The sequence below is a fragment of the Arthrobacter sp. 135MFCol5.1 genome (genome assembly GCF_000374865.1).
Lineage (GTDB): Bacteria > Actinomycetota > Actinomycetes > Actinomycetales > Micrococcaceae > Arthrobacter.
Window position 1 is genome coordinate 15,479 of record NZ_KB895462.1, and the last position, 17,603, is coordinate 33,081.

Consider the following 17,603-nt stretch of genomic DNA (forward strand, 5'->3'; position numbering starts at 1 on the left):
GCCTGCCGCGCGGCTGCCCCGGGTGGCGGGCTCAGTAGCGGCGGCGGTAGACCGGGTCCAGGGTCTCCGGGGCTACGCCGAGCATCTCCGCGGTGTGCTCCACCACGACATCGTGGACCAGGTCCTGGAGCTCCTCCACGCTGGAGCAGGCGTTCTCAACCACGCGGCGGTACACCGTAATCATGGGCCCCTCGCCACCAGCGGCGGGCGTATAGGCCCCCATGGGGGCAGTGCTGCCCTTGGCGGCCAACTGTTCGAGGTCCGGCGGGATTTCGTCGACGCCGAACCGGACGCCGTCAAGGGTCTTGCCCCAAATGTCATGGAGCCGCTGCGCTGAGTCCAGGACCAGATCGTCGAAGCGGTCGCCGCGGGTCCGGTAGCCGGGGTGGGTGGGGAGCATTACTTCGCCGCGAAGGCCGCGTCCGTGGCGGTTCCGGCGCCGCCGCAGGAAGCTCCTGCCGGTGGTTTCCACGCCCGGCGCAGCCGAGGCGTCCGGGTCAGCCAACCGGACCGAAAAACCTGATTCATGGTTCGATGACTGCATATACCGACTCTAAACCCGGGGGCGGATTTACGCGATATATTCCCCGGGCGGCCCGTCCGCGTCGGGGACCGCAGCCAATGCACGGCTTTCGAGGGATATAAGGGTAGTCTGTGATGTCGTGGGAGCTATCCGTCAATGTTCAAGGTCCGCCTGCCGCCAGTCGGCGGTAGCCACCCTGACGTACGTCTATGCGGACTCCACGGCCGTCCTCGGTCCACTGGCCACCTACGCCGAGCCGCACTGCTACGACCTCTGTGAACAGCATGCGGGCTCGTTGACCGTTCCGCGCGGTTGGGAAGTTTTGCGGCTGGCTATGCCGTCCACCCCACAGCAGCCCGGCCCGGACGACCTCCTGGCACTCGCCAACGCCGTCCGTGATGCCGCGGCGCGCCCGTCGGAGCCACAGCCGCCCACCCAGCGAGGGCACCATTCCGCCCTCGAAGCGCCGGCCGGAACCGAAGGAACCCGGCGGGGGCACCTGCGCGTCCTTCGGGAACCTTCCTGACCTGGATCTGGCGGTAGGCTGGTTGCTGCACATCTTTTCCGCTACCGGCGCGAGCGCGCCCGCCAGGGAGCAAGAACACATGCCAAAGATCAGTCCCGAGCTGTTGTCCGTCCTGCGCTGCCCCGTGACCGGCTCGCCCTTGGTCCAGGAAGGCGAAGAACTGGTGGCCACCACGGCAGATGAAGCAGGCGTCAAGAACCGGTACGCCATCGAAGACGGTATTCCGTTGCTCCTTCCGCCGGAACTGCTGGCGGCAGCGGCAACGGCGGGCTCGGACCAGCACGATCCTGCCGCGGCAGGGCAATAAGATCCACCTGCACCAGCCCGCACCGAGAAACAGCAGAACGGGGACCAGGACCCCGCCTCAAGCAAAGGACCATTCATGACTTTTGAGTACAAAGTTGCCGATATCTCCCTGGCGGAAGCCGGGCGGCACCAGATCCGCCTGGCGGAGCACGAAATGCCCGGCCTGATGTCCCTGCGCGAAGAATTCGGGTCAACGCAGCCGCTCAAGGGCGCCCGGATCGCAGGCTCCCTGCACATGACGGTGCAGACCGCGGTGCTGATCGAAACCCTCACCGCGCTGGGCGCCGAGGTCCGCTGGGCCTCCTGCAACATCTTCTCCACCCAGGACGAGGCCGCAGCGGCAGTTGTCGTGGGCAAGGGAACCGTCGAGGATCCGCAGGGCGTGCCCGTTTTCGCCTGGAAGGGCGAGACCCTCGAAGAATACTGGTGGACAGCCGAACAGATCCTCACCTGGCCCGGTGCCGAGTCCAACCCCGAACTGGGTCCCAACATGATCCTGGATGACGGCGGCGACGCCACCATGCTGGTCCACAAGGGTGTCGAGTTCGAGGCCGCGGGCAACGTCCCCTCCGCCGACCCCGAAGATTCCGAGGAGTACGGTATCTTCCTCGAGGTGCTCCGCCGCTCCCTCGCCGCGGACCCGCAGAAGTGGACCCGCACGGCGGCCACCATCAAGGGTGTCAGCGAAGAGACCACCACCGGTGTCCACCGCCTGTACCAGCTCGCGGACCAGGGCAAGCTGCTGTTCCCGGCCATCAACGTCAATGACTCCGTCACCAAGAGCAAGTTCGATAACAAGTACGGCATCCGACACTCCCTGCCCGACGGCATCAACCGTGCCACCGACGTGCTCATGGGCGGCAAGGTCGCCGTCGTCTGCGGGTACGGCGACGTCGGCAAGGGTGCCGCAGAGGCCCTCCGCGGCCAAGGCTCACGGGTGATCGTCACCGAGATCGATCCCATCTGCGCGCTTCAGGCAGCCATGGACGGCTACCAGGTGGCCAAGCTGGAATCAGTCCTGGCACAGGGCGACATCTTCATCACCACCACGGGCAACAAGGATGTCATCATGGCCGAGCACATGGCGGGCATGAAGAACAAGGCCATCGTGGGCAACATCGGCCACTTCGACAACGAAATCGACATTGCCGGCCTTGCCCGCGTTCCCGGCGTGAAGAAGGTTGAGATCAAGCCGCAGGTCCACGAGTGGGTCTTCGACGCCGGCAGCGACGCCGAGCGCTCCATCATCGTGCTGTCCGAGGGCCGGCTCCTCAACCTGGGCAACGCCACGGGCCACCCGTCCTTCGTGATGAGCAACTCGTTCGCGAACCAGACCATCGCGCAGATCGAGCTGTGGACCAAGAAGGACCAGGACGAGTACGAAAACAAGGTGTACGTCCTGCCCAAGGTCCTGGACGAAAAGGTCGCCCGCCTGCACCTGGACGCTCTGGGCGTGGAGCTCACCGAGCTGACCAAGGACCAGGCTGAATACCTGGACATCGACGCGGCCGGCCCCTACAAGCCTGAGCACTATCGTTACTGACACGTGAGGGCCCGGGCGCAGCAACGCGCCCGGGCCGTTATTTTCTGCACGTAGGATCGACACTATGGAGCCTGAGGAAAAGCCCCGCCGCCGGGGGAGCGTAAAGAAGATTCTCGCCGTAGCAGCCGTCTGTGTCCTGGCTGCCGTGGGCGGGGTTTTCGCCGCCGTCGCACCGGGCCTTGCTGGGGGTCCGCTCGAATCTGAAGCCTCCTCCGCACTGCGGACGTCCCCCGGAATCGCTTCCCCCATCGTGCCCCCGGTGACCCTGGATGCATCGCCGGCCAACGGCGCCAAGCAGGTCAACCCCGCGGCGCCGGTTTCCCTGAAAGTGGCCAACGGGACCATCCAGCGCGTCACCCTTACCAGTACTGCCGGGAAAATCGTCGAAGGCAGCATCGACCCCAACGGGACGGCATGGTCCGCCTCCGGCCCCCTGGAGTTCAACACGGACTACAGCTACACGTACGTGGTCAAGGACTCGGCCGGACGCGAAACCAGCACCACCCAGGCCTTCAACACAGTGTCCAGCTCGCATGAGGCAGATGCCGCCATCTACCCGCTCAACGGCATGAAGGTGGGCGTCGGGCAGCCCTTGCAGATCATCTTCAGCGAGCCGGTAGTCAACCGCGACGCCGTCGAAAAGGCCATCAAGGTCACCACCACGGCAGGCCAGAGTGGTGCGTTCCACTGGTACAGCGACACCATGGTCCGGTACCGGCCGGAAAACTTCTGGGCAGCCAATTCCACCATCACCATGGACATGCAGCTCTTTGGTGTCGACCTGGGCAACGGCCAGATCGCGAACTTCAACAAGAAGGTCAACGTCTCGATCGGAGACAAGAAGGTGGCGGTCGCGGATGCTACCGCGCACACGTTCACGCTCAGCGTCAACGACCAGCCGGTCAAGACGCTGCCGGTCAGCATGGGGGACAAACGGTTCCCTTCGGCCAAGGGATACGCGGTGCTGATGGAGAAGAACAGGTTTGACCATTTCCGGGCCTCGACCATCGGGCTGAAACCCGGTGACCCCGCCTACTACGGTGAAGCCGACGTCGAATACACCATCCGCCTCACCCTGAGCGGCGCCTACATCCACCAGGCGCTCGAATCCGCCTACCCTTACATCGGGAACACCAACGTCTCGCACGGCTGCATCGGATTCCTGCCCGATGGCGCAGCCTGGGTGTTCGACAACATGGGAACCGGAGACGTGGTCCAGATCATCAACACCGAGGGCGACTACGCGGCCAACACTGACGGCTACGGCGACTGGAACATCCCGTGGAACGAGTACGCCAACTGAGTCAGCCGTTGAACGGCAGCCGCTGGAGCCGTTGACCCACCGAGGAATTCCGGCGGCGCGATTCAGAAAGCCTGGTGAACTCCCGGTTCCGGCGCTCGGCGACGACGGCGGCCAGGAAGTGGTCAGGGCCGGTCCCCGGGGGCGGCGCGGGGGATACGTGCGACGACAGTTCGGAGGCGATCGCCGCGGCCATCTGCGCCCTGGACTGCGGCGCCATCCGGCCGGCCTGGCGAATGAACTGCGCCGCCCTGCGGGCCGTGGCGTCCGGAATCCGGCCGATGTCCGCGGCCGCTGCCCAGGGCTGCAGGTGCGGCGGCACGAACACGCGGATTGCTGCGTCGGCAGGCACCCGGCTGCGGACCGCGTAGGTGCCGGCCAACATATCGCCCAGGCGGCGGGATTTGTCGTTGAAGAGCGCCACCGCGCATGCCAGGCCGCCGAACGTCAGGTAGATTTCGAGGAATCCCGTCAGTCCCCGGATCAGCGCGTGCCGGAACCTGATACTGCCGCCGTCTTCGCGGACAACCCGGAGGCCGGTGGCTAACTTGCCCAGCGACCTGCCCCGGCTCAGGGTCTCGACCCCCACCGGGACGACGACGAGGCAGAACACCGCGGCGGTCAGGGCCAGCGCACGCGCGGCGGCCTCATCCAGGTCCCTGCCGGCGGCGGCCAGGCCAAACATGAATCCCACCAGCAGGACCACATGGAAGACGACGTCGATGACGAGGCCCAGAGCGCGGGCGGCGAAGGTGGCCGGCCGAAGTTCGAGGACGACTGCTTCGCCGGTGATGATTGGACTCACTGCGTCCCTGCCCTTCGCAGCTGGTGATGCGGACGACCGCATGGGTGCGGACGGTCAAAGTCTAATGCCGGGCGCTAGGCTGTAGCCGTGGATATGGACGCCTTCTCCGCCGTGAACGCGGACAAGTGGTCGCGGCTGAAGGAGCTCGCTGCCAAACGCAGGCTCACGGGTGCCGAGGCCGATGAACTGCTGGCCCTGTACCAATCCGTGTCCGGGCACCTGTCACTGGTTCGTTCCATTGCACCCGAGAGTGCATTGTCGGCCTCGCTCTCCGCCACGCTCGCCTCGGCCAGGACCCGCTTCACCGGTGCCCGGTCCAACGCGATGGCAGACCTTGCGAGGTTCTTCGTGGCGGCCCTGCCGGCTGCGCTGTACCGGCTGAGGTGGCTCACGATGGCCTGCGGGGCAGTCTTCGTCCTCGTCGCTGCCGCCTACGCGGCGTGGATCGGAACGTCCCCGGATGCCCTCCGTGCGGTGGCATCCGAATCCGCCGCCGCGCAGTATGTCGACCAGGACTTCATCAACTATTACTCGGAAAATCCGGCAGCATCCTTCGCCGGGGCTGTGTGGACCAACAACGCCTGGATCTGCGCCCAGGCGGTGGCCCTCGGAATTACCGGCGTCTGGGTGCCGATGATCCTGTTCAACAACGCACAGGGCGTGGGAATTGCGGCCGGGATCTTCGCATCTGCCGGCAAATCCGATGTTTTCTTCAGCTACATCCTGCCGCACGGCCTGATGGAGCTCACCGCCGTCTTTGTGGCCTCCGCTGCCGGCCTGCGCATCTTTTGGGCTATGGTCTCACCGGGTCCGCGGACCAGGAGCCGCGCCGTGGCGGAAGAGGGCAGGTCGCTGGTTACGGTGGCCCTGGGGTTGGTCCTGGTGCTGTTCGTCTCGGGCCTCGTGGAAGGTTTCGTGACGCCCAGCCCGCTGCCGGCTTGGGCCAGGATTGGCATCGGCGCGGCGGTTCTTGCTGCGTACTGGCTTTATGTCCTGGTGTGGGGCCGTCGGGCCTACCTGGCAGGGGAACGCTGCGACCTTCGCAGCGAAGACGCGGGCTATACGGAAATCGCTGCCTGAATCGTTGTAATCCAGACGGGGTGGTTCCTCGCCCAGCCGAAGTTCCGGACGGTAGGCTCGAGGGCAGAATGAATCGCGCCGGCAGACTTGGACCGGTGCGGAACCTGACGGAAGTGACGCTGCTGTGAACGACGAAACACCGGCCCGCGCCAAAAGCGAAGCGCCGCAGCCGGAACCGATCCTGGACACCTCCGGGGATTCCGACGAGCCCGCGTTTTCCTGGCTGACACCTGCCGGTGGTAAGACTTCCGGCCGGGAAGACGCTGTACAGGAAACCAAAGCACCGCAGGCGGACAGCAGGGCGGGCCGCCGGGCGGCGGAATCCGCCGTCGGCTCCTCCGGCACGGGATCTTCGGCCGACGGGTCCTCGCAGGCGGCGGCCGGGACATCCGTTAAGGAGCCCCGCGGCTCAGCCGGCCAGGTCTTCAAGGAACCGCTTCCCACCTCCGCCCTGCACGTCCGGCCGCCCGAGGAAGAAGTGGAGCGCCGCAACGCCCAGCGCGAAAGCGCCGCGAACGCCAAACCGGTTGCCCCCCGCGTCATGCAGGTCCTGCTGGCCGTCATCTACCCCTTCATCCTCCTCATCCTGGCCGTCCGGGCAGTGACCAGCCCGCTCTTCCTCTGGGTGGAATACAACCGTCCCGGTTTCCCCGGCGACGGATACGGCTTCAGCACTGACGACAGGATGACCTACGGCTCCTACGCCGTTGACTACCTGAGTAACTGGGCCGGCCCGCGGTACCTGGGAGACCTGGTGCAGCGCGGCGGCGAAAAGCTCTTCAAGGACGGCGAGGTCAGCCACATGGCTGACGTCAAGACGGTCATCCTCTCCACCTTCGGCGCCGGCACCGCGCTGCTCATCCTCGCCCTGATCGCCCTCGTGTACCTCCGCAGGCGCAGCACCGGCGGAATCCGGCGCGCCCTCTTCGCCGGTTCGATCATTACCCTCGTCCTGATCCTGGGCCTGGGCACGCTGGCAGCCTTGGGCTGGCAGCAGTTCTTCACCGAATTCCACCGGATCTTCTTTGCCGACGGGTCCTGGACCTTCAGCCTGGATGACACCCTGATCCGGCTGTTCCCGAGCCAGTTCTGGATCGACGCCGGCATCGGCATCGGCGGCATGGTGCTCCTGGCATCCATCATCACGCTGGTGCTCACCTGGCCCACGCGTCGCCGGCGCGGTATTGTCCGGGAGGACACGGACGCCGAGGAGCCGGTGCCGGCGGATCAGCCGTAAATCCTGGCGATCTCCGCCTCATACTGCTGGACCACGGCGGCCCGCTTGAGTTTCAGTGATGGCGTCAGGTGTCCTGACTCCACCGTGAACTCGGTGTTGAGAAGCGTAAAGGTGCGCACTGACTCGGCTTTGGACACCAGCTGGTTGGCCAGGTCCACCGCTTCCTGGACGGCGGCGAGGACCTGGGGATCGCTGGTTGCCTCGCTGAGGGGGAGCGGCGGGAGGCCACGCTCCTCCCGCCAGTTGGCCACGCCTTCCGGGTCAAGGGTAAGCAAAGCGGACACGAACGGCTTCCCGTCTCCCACCAGCACCGCATGCCCCACCAGCTGATGGGTCCGGATCTTCTCTTCCAGCGGGCCAGGCGCCACATTCTTGCCGCCCGCGGTGACCAGCAGGTCCTTTTTCCGGCCGGTGACGGTGAGGAAACCGTCCTTATCCAGCACACCAAGGTCCCCGGTCCGGAAGAAATTATCCACGAACGCCTCCGCGTTCGCGGCCGGGTTTGCGTGATAGCCACGGAAGACGCCAATTCCCTTGACCAGGATCTCTCCGTCTTCGGCCACCCGGATGGTGGTACCGGGAACGGGGATCCCCACCGTTCCCACCTTGGTGCGGGTCGGCGTGTTGGCCGTGCACGGTGCCGTGGTTTCGGTCAGCCCGTAGCCTTCCAGGACGGGAATGCCCACGCCCCGGAAGAAGTGTGCGTCCTCCAAAGCCAGGGGACTGGCCCCCGACACCGTGTATCCCACCTCGCCGCCCAGCGCCTGCCGCAGCCGGGGATAGACCAGCCGGTCAAACAGTCCGTGCCGCACGCGGTTGAGCAGGCCAGGGCCCGGTCCCTCGCCCCGGTTCTGCCGGTCTTGCTCCTTTGAGTATTCGATTGCTGCCGCCGAGGCCGCGTCGAACAGCCGGCCCTTGCCCGCAACCGCGGCCTTATGGGCCGCCGTTGCCCGGACCTTCTCGAAGATCCGCGGCACCACCAAAAGGAACGTCGGCCGGAACGAACCCAAGTCCTCCAGCAGCTGCGCCGCGCCCGGGGTGTGCCCCAGGGTTGCCCCTGCGGTGAGGCACACCACCTGCACAGCCCGAGCCAGCACATGGGCCAACGGAAGGAACATCAGTGTGCGAGGCTGGCCTTGCTGCAGGACTTCCGGCAGGAAAGCGACGATGTTCTTGGCCACCAGCGCGAAGTTCCCATGCGTGATCTCACATCCTTTGGGCTTGCCGGTGGTGCCCGACGTGTACACCAGGGACGCGAGATCGGCCAGGCCGGCATGGCTGCGCTGCCTTTCCAGCTCGGTGTCGCTGACGCCGGTACCGGCCGCGGCAAGGCTGGCAAGGTCCGGGGCCTCGCCGTCGTAATCCATCCGCACCACGTTGACCAGGCGGTCCCTGAGGACGTCGGAACCTGCCAGGACTCCGGCCACGAGCTGCACCGTCGCACGGTCGCCGGCGAACACGCGGCGGACCCCTGCGTCCTGGATGATCCACTCCACCTGGCTGGCGGATGACGTTTCGTAGATCGGCACCGTAACGCCGCCGGCGAACCAGATGGCGAAATCCACCAGGGTCCACTCGTAGGAGGTGCGGGCCATCACTGCCACCGTGTCGCCGGGTTCAAGGCCGCCGGCGATGAGCCCCTTGGCCAGCGCGCTGACGTCCTGGAGGAACTTCTGCGCGGAAACGTCCACCCAACCGTTTGGGCCCTTGCGCCGGTACAGCGCGTGGGCGGGGTTTGCGGCATGCTGCTCCAGCAGCAGGTCAGTCACGTTGCTGTTGGCATCAAGCTCAACCAGCAGTTCCGTGCTCGCTTCTCTCACAGCAGGTCTCCGTTTCCGCTGCCACGCCGCGGCGGCGGCTCCAACAGGTCTCTAGTGCCATCCTGCCCTAGATCCAGGACGGCATCCACATCCGGACTTTCCAGTCGACATAGGGGATGACCTCGGCGGTCCAGATCGGGTAGAAGAACGCCGACAGCAGGATTGCGGCGGCCAGGTAGAGCGCCACCAGGTACAGGCCCGAGCGCCGCCGCCAGGGCGGGTCCGTGGCGCGGCCCAGCACCAAGCCCAGGCAATACACCAGGGCAAGGATCAGGAACGGCTCAAAGGACACCGCGTAGAAGTAGAACATGGTGCGCTCGGGGTACATGAACCACGGCAGGTATCCGGCTGCCACGCCCGCCAGTACTGCGCCCGCGCGCCAGTCCCGGCGGCCCGCCCACCAGAACAGCAGGACCACCAGCGAGATGGCCGCCGCCCACCAGATCAGGGGGTTGCCCACAGACAGGATGGCCGAGGTGCATTTTTCCACAGTGCAGCCCGGGGTGCCCTGTGGCGGGGATTCATAGAAGAACGACGTCGGCCGTCCCATCACCAGCCAGCTCCAGGGACTCGCCTGGTACGGGTGCTCGGAGCTCAGGCCCTGATGGAACTTGTACGCTTCGAGGTGGTAGTGGATGAGGGACCTGACGGAGTCCGGGAGCCAGCCCCATTCGGTGGAAGGGTTGCTCTCGGCCCAATGGCGGAAGTAGGCGTTGTCCGAGAGGAACCAGCCCGTCCACGTGGCCGAGTAGACGATGCCGGCAACGGGTACCAACGCGCCGAAGGCCGGAATGCCGTCCCGGATGACACCGCCACTGATCCAGCCGCGGATGCCCGCGACCCGGCGTGCGTTCAGGTCCCACAGCACCGTGAGGATGCCGAACCCTGCGAGGAAGAAGAGGCCGGACCACTTGGTGCCCACTGCCAGGCCAAGGCAGATCCCGGCGGCGATCCGCCACCAGCGGACGCCAAGCCATGGCCCGGCCAGCAGTGCCCCGCCCGGCGGCTGTCCGCCGTGCGCGGCAGCAATCCGCGCCAGCCGGGCCGCCAGCCGGCGGCGCCCGTCGTCCCGGTCCATGAGCAGGGCGCCGAATGCTGCAAGGATCCAGAACGCCAGGAAGACGTCCAGCAGCGATGTGCGGGACATGACAAGGTGGTGGCCGTCGACGGCGAGGAGCAGTCCGGCCGCGCCCGCCAGCGGAAGCGAACGGAACAGTTTCAAGGCGATCAGCGAGACGAGCAACACCGTGAGGGTTCCCGTGAGCGCCGCGGCGAAGCGCCAGCCGAACGGATTCTCCGGCCCGAAGAGCCACATACCTGCCGCGATCATCCACTTGCCCACCGGCGGGTGCACCACGTATTCGGGCGTATTCAGCAGGACGTCCGGATTGCCGGTATTGAACGAGTCGTTGGCTTTGTCCGGCCAGCTGCGCTCATAGCCGCTGATGAGGTAGGAGTAGGCGTCCTTGACGTAGTAGGTCTCGTCGAAGACCAGCTTGTGCGGTACCTCGAGCCGCACGAACCGGAGGACCCCGCCGATGAGCGCCGTCAGGACCGGAACCAGGATGAACCACAGTCGCAGGGACGCCGGGTGGTCCCGCCAGGATGCGTGTGCGCCCAGGAGCCGTGCCGTCAGGGCCTGGACGGTGAACGCCTCCTCCGGCCGGCTGACCCACCGAAGGGCGTGTTCCCCGCGCTCCGTAACAGTTACCGCGGCTGCGGCCGGGGAGGGCGGCGGGGTGGGTTCACCGGCGCCGGCCGGCCGCGTCGAGGTCTGCGTCACGAGCCCCATGCTACCTTTTGGGGCTGGAAGACCCGGCAGCAGTAGGCTTGACGGGTGGACCCGAACCCCAGCCCCCTTCCTGATCCAGGCCCGTCAACGACGGGACGGATCGTCCTTGCCGCCACCCCGATCGGGAATACCGGTGATGCCTCTGCCCGGCTCGTGGAACTGCTGGGTACCGCCGACATCGTGGCGGCAGAGGACACCCGGCGCTTGCACCGCCTGGTCCAGAGCCTGGGCGTGGAAGTGTCCGGCCGCGTCATCAGCTACCACGAACACAATGAGGCGACCAGGACGGCAGAGCTCCTTGACCAGGTGCGAGCTGGCAGCACGCTGGTCATGGTGACCGACGCAGGCATGCCGGCCGTCTCGGACCCCGGCTTCCGGCTGGTGGAGGGCGCCATCGCGGCCGGGCTTCCAGTCACCGCCGTCCCGGGTCCCTCCGCGGTCCTCACGGCACTGGCCCTGTCCGGCCTGCCCACGGACAGGTTCTGCTTTGAAGGTTTCCTCCCACGTAAGGCCGGCGAACGCGCGTCGCGCCTGGCCGACCTCGCCGCGGAACGCCGCACCATGGTGTTCTTCGAAGCTCCGCACCGCCTCGAATCCATGCTCCGGGCGCTGCGCGAACGGTTCGGTCCGGACCGGCCCATCGCGGTGTGCCGGGAACTGACCAAGACGTACGAGGAAGTGATCCGGGGAACCACCGGCGAACTGCTCCAGTGGGCCGAAGAGAACGAGGTCCGCGGCGAGATCGCCGTTGTCCTCGGCGGGGCTCCGGAACAGGCGGCGGGCAAGCCGGAGGACCATGTGGCCGCCGTCAACGAGCTAGTGGCCCAAGGCATCAGGTTGAAGGAAGCGGTTGCCGCCGTGGCCGAGGACGTCCGGGTCAGCAAGCGCGAGCTCTACTCGGCAGTGCTCGCCGCCCGGTAGCAGCCTCTCCCGGCATGCCTTCGAATCTGTGCAGATGCACAGCGTGGGGCTGATGTGGCAGTGCGCAACGGCGTAGACCGGGGGAGGGGCCCGCAGTAGTCTGGCTGTTAATCAGCCCAATGATCCCGGTCACTCCGGCCGCGGCGCGGGGCTGCCAGAAACCCTACTGACGAGGGAGTCATCGTGACTGTCACTGCACAGCCGGCCGTTACCGCCGAGCGCGAAACCCGGCTTTTGGCCTCTGTTCCCACCGGGCTGCTTATCAACGGTGAGTGGCGCGACGCCGCCTCAGGCAAGACGTTCGACGTAGAGGATCCCGCCACCGGCAAGGTGCTGCTGAGCATTGCCGACGCCGGCGCGGACGATGCCGCTGCGGCCTTGGACGCTGCCGCTGCGGCCCAGGAATCCTGGGCCAAGGTGCCCCCGCGTGAACGCGGTGAAATCCTCCGCCGCGCTTTCGAGCTGGTCACCGAACGGGCCGAGGACTTTGCGCTGCTGATGACCCTGGAGATGGGCAAGCCGCTGGCAGAAGCCCGCGGTGAAGTCACCTACGGAGCCGAATTCCTGCGCTGGTTCTCCGAAGAAGCCGTCCGGGCCTTCGGCCGGTACTCGGTCTCCCCTGACGGCAAGTCCCGGCTGCTGGTGACCAAGAAGCCGGTAGGCCCCTGCCTGCTGATCACTCCGTGGAACTTCCCGCTGGCCATGGCCACCCGCAAGATCGCCCCGGCGGTGGCCGCAGGCTGCACCATGGTGCTGAAGTCCGCCAACCTGACGCCGCTGACGTCCCAGCTGTTCGCCGCCGTCATGCAGGAGGCCGGCCTGCCCGCCGGGGTCCTGAACCTCATCCCCACCTCCACGGCCGGAGAGACCACCGGGGCCCTGATCAAGGACTCCCGGCTGCGTAAGCTCTCCTTCACCGGTTCCACCGAGGTGGGCCGCCGGCTGCTCTCCGACGCCTCCGGAACTGTGCTGCGCACCTCCATGGAACTGGGTGGGAACGCCCCGTTCCTGGTTTTCGAGGACGCGGACCTGGACGCGGCCGTTACCGGTGCGATGCTGGCAAAGCTGCGCAACATGGGTGAGGCCTGCACCGCAGCCAACCGGTTCATCGTGCACGAATCCGTGGCCGCCGAATTCGCCGAGAAGTTCGCGGCGAAGATGAAGGACATGACCACCGCCCGCGGCACCGAACCCGAGTCCAAGGTGGGCCCGCTGATCGATGCCAAGAGCCGGGACAAGGTCCACGAACTGGTCTCCGACGCCGTCGCCTCCGGCGCCAAGGCGGTGCTGGGCGGGGCACCGGTCGAGGGCCCGGGCTACTTCTACCAGCCCACCATCCTGTCCGGCGTCTCCGAAGGCACCCGTATCCTCTCGGAGGAGATCTTCGGGCCCGTCGCCCCGATCATCACCTTCTCCACCGAGGACGAGGCCGTGCGGCTGGCCAACAACACCGAGTACGGCCTGGTGGCATACGTCTTCACCAAGGACCTGAACCGCGGCATCCGGATGGGTGAGCGGCTCGAGACGGGCATGCTCGGCTTGAACGCCGGCGTGATCTCCAACGCTGCCGCACCGTTCGGCGGCGTCAAGCAGTCCGGCCTGGGACGCGAAGGCGGACTCGAAGGCATCGAGGAGTACCTCTACACCCAGTACATCGGCATCGCCGACCCCTACGCGGGATAGCTTCGGCGGTTCCAATGACGCACGTGCCGGCCGGGATCCTTCCCGGCCGGCACTTTTGCGTTCAGCCCCTGCCCCGCCCGCGAACGCCGTCGTCCGCCGCTGCTTCCCGACGCCCCGCCACCGGTGCCCCGGACGTTGCGGCGGCACGGCTCTTTCGGGAATGGGCGGCCGCACGGGCGGCTTTCCGGATGCCGCTGCCGGCTGCCCGGAACGGCAAGCCCAGCAGCAGGCCCAAGCGGCGGATGACGGACGGCGGAAGCCACTCCGCCCGCAGGCGGCGCGGCAGGGTGGCGTTCTGCCGGAGGGAGTCCACGACCGCGGCGACCCCGGCCTGGATGTCCTGGCCGGCAGGGTGACCCCGTAGGCTGGTTGCCGGGGAGCTGTTGTCCGGCCGGCCGTACCGGTGGTGCTCGAAGGCGGATGTCAGGAACGCCACGGCCTGGTGCGCTTCATGGTCCAACCCGCCGGGTTCACCCAGCAGTGTTTGCCGGAACCTGGCGGAATACGCCCGTGGAGTCTCGCTGGGTGCGGCTCGAACGCCATAATCGATGCCCAGGTCCGTCAGCTCGTTCCACGCCAACGGGACGGACTGGCCCGGGGACCTCGGATTCAACCGGCGCGTCCTGGTTCCGGAACGGACCAGGTGCGGCGCGGCTGCCAGGAGCAAGGCGCCCAGCACGCCTGCGGTCCCAAGGAGCCACGGCAACACGCCGGCCGAACCGCCCTCGCCGCCGCCCGTCCCGCCGGGGACCGGCAAGGCCGTGCCGCTCGGGGTAGCGGAGGGCGCCGGGGCAGCGTCAGGGACGAGGCCGTCATTGTTGCCCAGGGTATCCGGGACGGCGGGCACCGGCGCGTCCGTGGCGTAGTCCGGGACCACGCCCCGCGACGGCGTAGGTTCGAACGGCACCCAGCCCAGGCCCTGGAAGTACAGCTCGGGCCACGCGTGGGCGTCACGGGCGTCCGCTTCGTATTCCGGGAGCGCACCCTGCCCGGCCACGGCTATGGTCGCCCCGGTCAACCGGCCCGGGGCATATCCCACGGCAATCCTGCTGGGGATTCCTTCCAGCCGCGCCATCACGGCCATGGCGGAGGCGTAGTGGATGCAGTATCCGCTCTTTTGCTGCAGGAAATCCGCCAGGACAGAGAGCCCGTTCCCGTCATAGCCGCCCTGGACCGGGGACTGGAGGGAATAGGTGAACTCGGACGAGCGCAGGTATCTCTGGAGGGCCATCGCTTTCTGGTACGGCGTCCCCGCAGTGCCGGCCACCGTCTTGGCGGTGGCCTTGACGATGTCCGGGACATTTCCCGGAATCCGGCTGAAATCGTCAGGGATTCCCCGGACGGGGCCGGACGCCTGGGCGAGGAGCGCGGCCGAGAGCTTTGGCTCGGTCGACGTCACGACGTACTCCTGGCGCCGGGTGGTGGTGTCGGTGCCCTTGATACTCAGGGTGGCGGGGTCCCAAGTCCACTCGCCGCCGAGGCCCCGGATGGTTTCGGGCGCATACGGGACCGGCAGGTAGGGGCTGGTGAAGGAACCGGTGTCGACGGCGGTGACCAGGCGCACCTGCTCGTCCGCGAGGACTGCGTAACCGGGATCGATCCGCCCGTCCAGCGGGACCCGGGACGCGGTGCGGTCATCCGGACCCCACGAGTCGCCGTCGAAATTGTCCACGGTGACAGAACGCAGGTAGAGCGGCGTGGGGGAATTCGTGGCATAGGTGATCCGACCGCTCCCGTCCGGTGCGCGCAGGCTGCTGCCCAGCGTGATCATCGGGTTCAGGCCGGTGGCGCCGCCCCACGGGTTGAGCCTGGACCCTTGCGGGAACGTGCCTTGGTCGAAACCGGGAATCGCCAGGGGCAGCAGCAGGGTGGCCACCATGGCCGCGGCTCCGGTCAGGGCTGCCCGCCTTGCCAGGCCGGGGCTGCGGGGCGCGCCGGACTGGAGCTGTCCGTCCGGGGCAAACCGCTGGCTGCAGGCCAGGATCAGCAGGTACCCGGCCGCCGTGGCAGCGAAGCTCCACACGCCCACGCTCTGGGGCTTGATCATGGCGGGAACCACCAGCAGTGCCAGCAGGCCAACCCCTGAGGCGGCGGGCATGCGGAGGGGCACGGCCAGGGCGTCGACCAGGATGACGGCGAGGCCCAGCACCGCACAGACCACCATCACGATTCCGGCGTTGGGAGCCACCGGCGCTGTCTCCGACAGGACGGTTTCGCTGGCCCGCCGCATCAACCGGTCAAGGTCGGGGAGCGTGGCGCCGGTCGGAATAACCCACAGGAAACTTGAGCCGCGGAAGAACGTCAGCGTGAGGACGGCAGCCAGTGAGATGAATCCGCCTGCCGTGACCAGGAGGGGCTGGGCTCGGACCGAACGCAGGGCCGCCAGGGCCACGCTGACCGTCAGCACGGTGGTCAGGACGGGCCAGAACCAGTTCCAGCCCCGAAGGACGCCGTTTAGAGACAAGGCCGCCCCGCAGACAGCCACCGAAATCGCCAACGCCATGGCCCACGGATAAGCGCCGGCCTGCGGACGCCGGGCCGGCGGTTCGGGCTGGTTGCGGGCTTCATTCCCGATGCCTGAAGGCCGCGCTGGTGCCATTGTCATGTGGCTACTCCTGCTCCACGGCGGACCTCGGACGCAGGGGCCACGGGCACGGCAGGGTCTTCGTCGAACTGTCCCCAGGCCGCCGCCAGAGCGGTACGCGGCGTCACGGCGGCAGCGCGCCAGCCGTTCTGCCGCAGCACGTCCAACACGCCGTGGAAGTCAGCCGGCTTGTCCACGGCCAGGAGGGCGAATGCGTTGGTTCCGTAGGCTGCGGCCGGTGCCAACGCCGTCGCCTCCTCGGCACTGATCCTTCCCAGCACGGCGATCAACGGTCCGCGCATCCTGTGTGCGCCCAGTTTGTCCATCAGGTGGTCGTCAAAGACCGGTGGCTCCTGGTCCGCGCCCGGAGGCTGCCCTCCGCCGGCGGCCCGGCGCCGGCTGCTCCGGCCCTGGGCGTCCCGGGCCGCACTGTCCCGCCGAGTGTGGGATGGCCCGGACAGATGGACCGCAGCGAGGCTCTCGGCTATGGACTGCAGCCCGGAGGTGCCACTGAACTCGTCGGCCCCAGGTTCCGGGGACGACGGTGAATGCAGGAAAGCCGGGTTGCCGCCGGCATCGAGGATCCGGAGGCTGTAGTTGCGTTCCGCCAAGTGGGCGCTGACGGACATGGCGGCGACGACCGACCATTCGAATGTCTCGCTGGTGGCCAGTCCGTGCCCGTGTCGCCCCGGCAGCCCTGGCATCGTCATCCCGGAGGGGCCGCCGAAGGCAGCGGAACGGTGATCCAGGATGATGGTGGCTTCCGGCGTGGTGACGGATTCCTCCTGGCGGACCATGAGCTCGCCGTGCCTCGCCGTGGCGGCCCAGTGGACCCGGCGCATGGGATCCCCGTGCCGGTATTCGCGGGTCATGACGTCGTCGTCGCTCGGATTTGCGCGGGTGCGCGTGGCGGTGACGCCGTCGTTGCCCCGCGCTCCGTCCAGCGCCGTGGCAGGCAGCACGACGGCGGCCGGCGTCACGGTGAGGATGTCGCCGTCGTCGATGGCCTGGCGGTGCAGCGACAGTCCGAACGGGTCGGTGAACTCCGCCGTGACCGGCCCGATCCGGAACAAGCCGCGGTAGCCGGACGTCAAGTGGTATTCGTAGCGGCTGGTGCCGCCAGTTGCGGAACGGGAAGGAAACCGGAAAGCCGGCGCCTGGCCGAAGTGCGGGGGCAGGCGCTCCTCCATGATCACCTGGCCGGTTCCCGGGCCTGTCCTGCCCACCGCCAAATGGACGATGGTTGGCGCGGATGTTTCCACGGGTGAGGGATTGAACTCGCGGTACACCCGGAATTTCGGTTTCACCAGCCGGATTCCTGCCAGGGACACCAGCGGCAGCACCAACAGCAGCAGCGCCAGCGTTAACAGGTCCCGGCGCCCCATGACCTGCGCGGCGGCCAGTGCGAACGCCCCGGCGGCAAGCATGCCCCAGCCACGCCTGGTGAACAGGTGCCGGGGAAGCTTGTCCAGGAACGCCATGG

Annotated in this window: 14 protein-coding genes; 8 read left to right on the forward strand and 6 right to left on the reverse strand. The window is 67.4% G+C overall.

Translation table 11 applies throughout. The annotated features are described in order from the left end of the window. Positions 1-31: 31 nt before the first annotated feature. Positions 32-544: a metallopeptidase family protein gene (locus tag C563_RS0115255; RefSeq protein WP_026264921.1), complete on the reverse strand. Its 513-nt coding sequence runs from the start codon at positions 542-544 to the stop codon at positions 32-34. 118 nt (positions 545-662) lie between these two features. Between C563_RS0115255 and C563_RS0115260 the strand changes: the two genes are divergently transcribed. The 4 genes from C563_RS0115260 (at position 663) to C563_RS0115275 (ending at position 4,201) form a co-directional block, all read left to right on the forward strand. After that, the gene (locus C563_RS0115260; protein WP_026264922.1) at positions 663-1,049 is read left to right on the forward strand and encodes a DUF3499 domain-containing protein; all 387 of its coding nucleotides are present in this window, start codon (positions 663-665) and stop codon (positions 1,047-1,049) included. 79 nt (positions 1,050-1,128) lie between these two features. After that, the gene (locus C563_RS0115265; RefSeq protein WP_026264923.1) at positions 1,129-1,356 is read left to right on the forward strand and encodes a Trm112 family protein; all 228 of its coding nucleotides are present in this window, start codon (positions 1,129-1,131) and stop codon (positions 1,354-1,356) included. Positions 1,357-1,431: 75 nt separating this feature from the next. Further along, positions 1,432-2,898 (forward strand): adenosylhomocysteinase, encoded by a 1,467-nt coding sequence (gene ahcY / locus C563_RS0115270; protein WP_018762939.1) that lies wholly within the window; start codon positions 1,432-1,434, stop codon positions 2,896-2,898. 64 nt (positions 2,899-2,962) lie between these two features. Continuing rightward, positions 2,963-4,201, forward strand: a complete 1,239-nt coding sequence (locus C563_RS0115275) for a L,D-transpeptidase (RefSeq protein ID WP_018762940.1) — start codon at positions 2,963-2,965, stop codon at positions 4,199-4,201. 1 nt (position 4,202) lies between these two features. On the opposite strand, the gene C563_RS0115280 is transcribed toward C563_RS0115275, so the two are convergent. Beyond that, positions 4,203-5,003: an RDD family protein gene (locus tag C563_RS0115280; protein WP_018762941.1), complete on the reverse strand. Its 801-nt coding sequence runs from the start codon at positions 5,001-5,003 to the stop codon at positions 4,203-4,205. A gap of 87 nt (positions 5,004-5,090) precedes the next feature. Between C563_RS0115280 and C563_RS0115285 the strand changes: the two genes are divergently transcribed. Together C563_RS0115285 and C563_RS21455 are read left to right on the forward strand one after the other, a co-directional pair. Continuing rightward, positions 5,091-6,083, forward strand: coding sequence for a stage II sporulation protein M (locus C563_RS0115285; protein WP_026264925.1), 993 nt, complete (start codon positions 5,091-5,093; stop codon positions 6,081-6,083). A gap of 124 nt (positions 6,084-6,207) precedes the next feature. After that, on the forward strand, positions 6,208-7,320 hold the full coding sequence (locus tag C563_RS21455; protein WP_018762943.1) for a TIGR01906 family membrane protein: 1,113 nt from the start codon (positions 6,208-6,210) through the stop codon (positions 7,318-7,320). On the opposite strand, the gene C563_RS0115295 is transcribed toward C563_RS21455, so the two are convergent. Beyond that, positions 7,311-9,140 carry an AMP-dependent synthetase/ligase gene (locus tag C563_RS0115295; RefSeq protein ID WP_018762944.1) on the reverse strand — a complete coding sequence of 610 codons (1,830 nt, stop codon included), beginning with the start codon at positions 9,138-9,140 and terminating at the stop codon, positions 7,311-7,313. The two genes, C563_RS21455 and C563_RS0115295, sit on opposite strands and share 10 nt — an antisense overlap. A gap of 67 nt (positions 9,141-9,207) precedes the next feature. Continuing rightward, the gene (locus tag C563_RS0115300; RefSeq protein WP_018762945.1) at positions 9,208-10,932 is read right to left on the reverse strand and encodes a dolichyl-phosphate-mannose--protein mannosyltransferase; all 1,725 of its coding nucleotides are present in this window, start codon (positions 10,930-10,932) and stop codon (positions 9,208-9,210) included. A 45-nt stretch (positions 10,933-10,977) separates the two neighbouring features. Here C563_RS0115300 and rsmI point away from each other — a divergent pair, with 45 nt between their 5' ends. Together rsmI and C563_RS0115310 are read left to right on the forward strand one after the other, a co-directional pair. Beyond that, complete coding sequence (rsmI, locus tag C563_RS0115305) at positions 10,978-11,853, forward strand: 16S rRNA (cytidine(1402)-2'-O)-methyltransferase (protein WP_018762946.1); 876 nt, start codon at positions 10,978-10,980, stop codon at positions 11,851-11,853. Between the two features lie 183 nt (positions 11,854-12,036). Then, the gene (locus tag C563_RS0115310) at positions 12,037-13,536 is read left to right on the forward strand and encodes an NAD-dependent succinate-semialdehyde dehydrogenase (protein WP_018762947.1); all 1,500 of its coding nucleotides are present in this window, start codon (positions 12,037-12,039) and stop codon (positions 13,534-13,536) included. Positions 13,537-13,597: 61 nt separating this feature from the next. Here C563_RS0115310 and C563_RS0115315 read toward each other — a convergent pair whose 3' ends face one another. Then, positions 13,598-16,141, reverse strand: a complete 2,544-nt coding sequence (locus tag C563_RS0115315; RefSeq protein WP_018762948.1) for a transglutaminase family protein — start codon at positions 16,139-16,141, stop codon at positions 13,598-13,600. Beyond that, positions 16,138-17,601 (reverse strand): DUF58 domain-containing protein, encoded by a 1,464-nt coding sequence (locus C563_RS0115320; RefSeq protein ID WP_018762949.1) that lies wholly within the window; start codon positions 17,599-17,601, stop codon positions 16,138-16,140. The genes C563_RS0115315 and C563_RS0115320 overlap by 4 nt, the downstream gene beginning before the upstream one ends. Positions 17,602-17,603 lie beyond the last annotated feature (2 nt).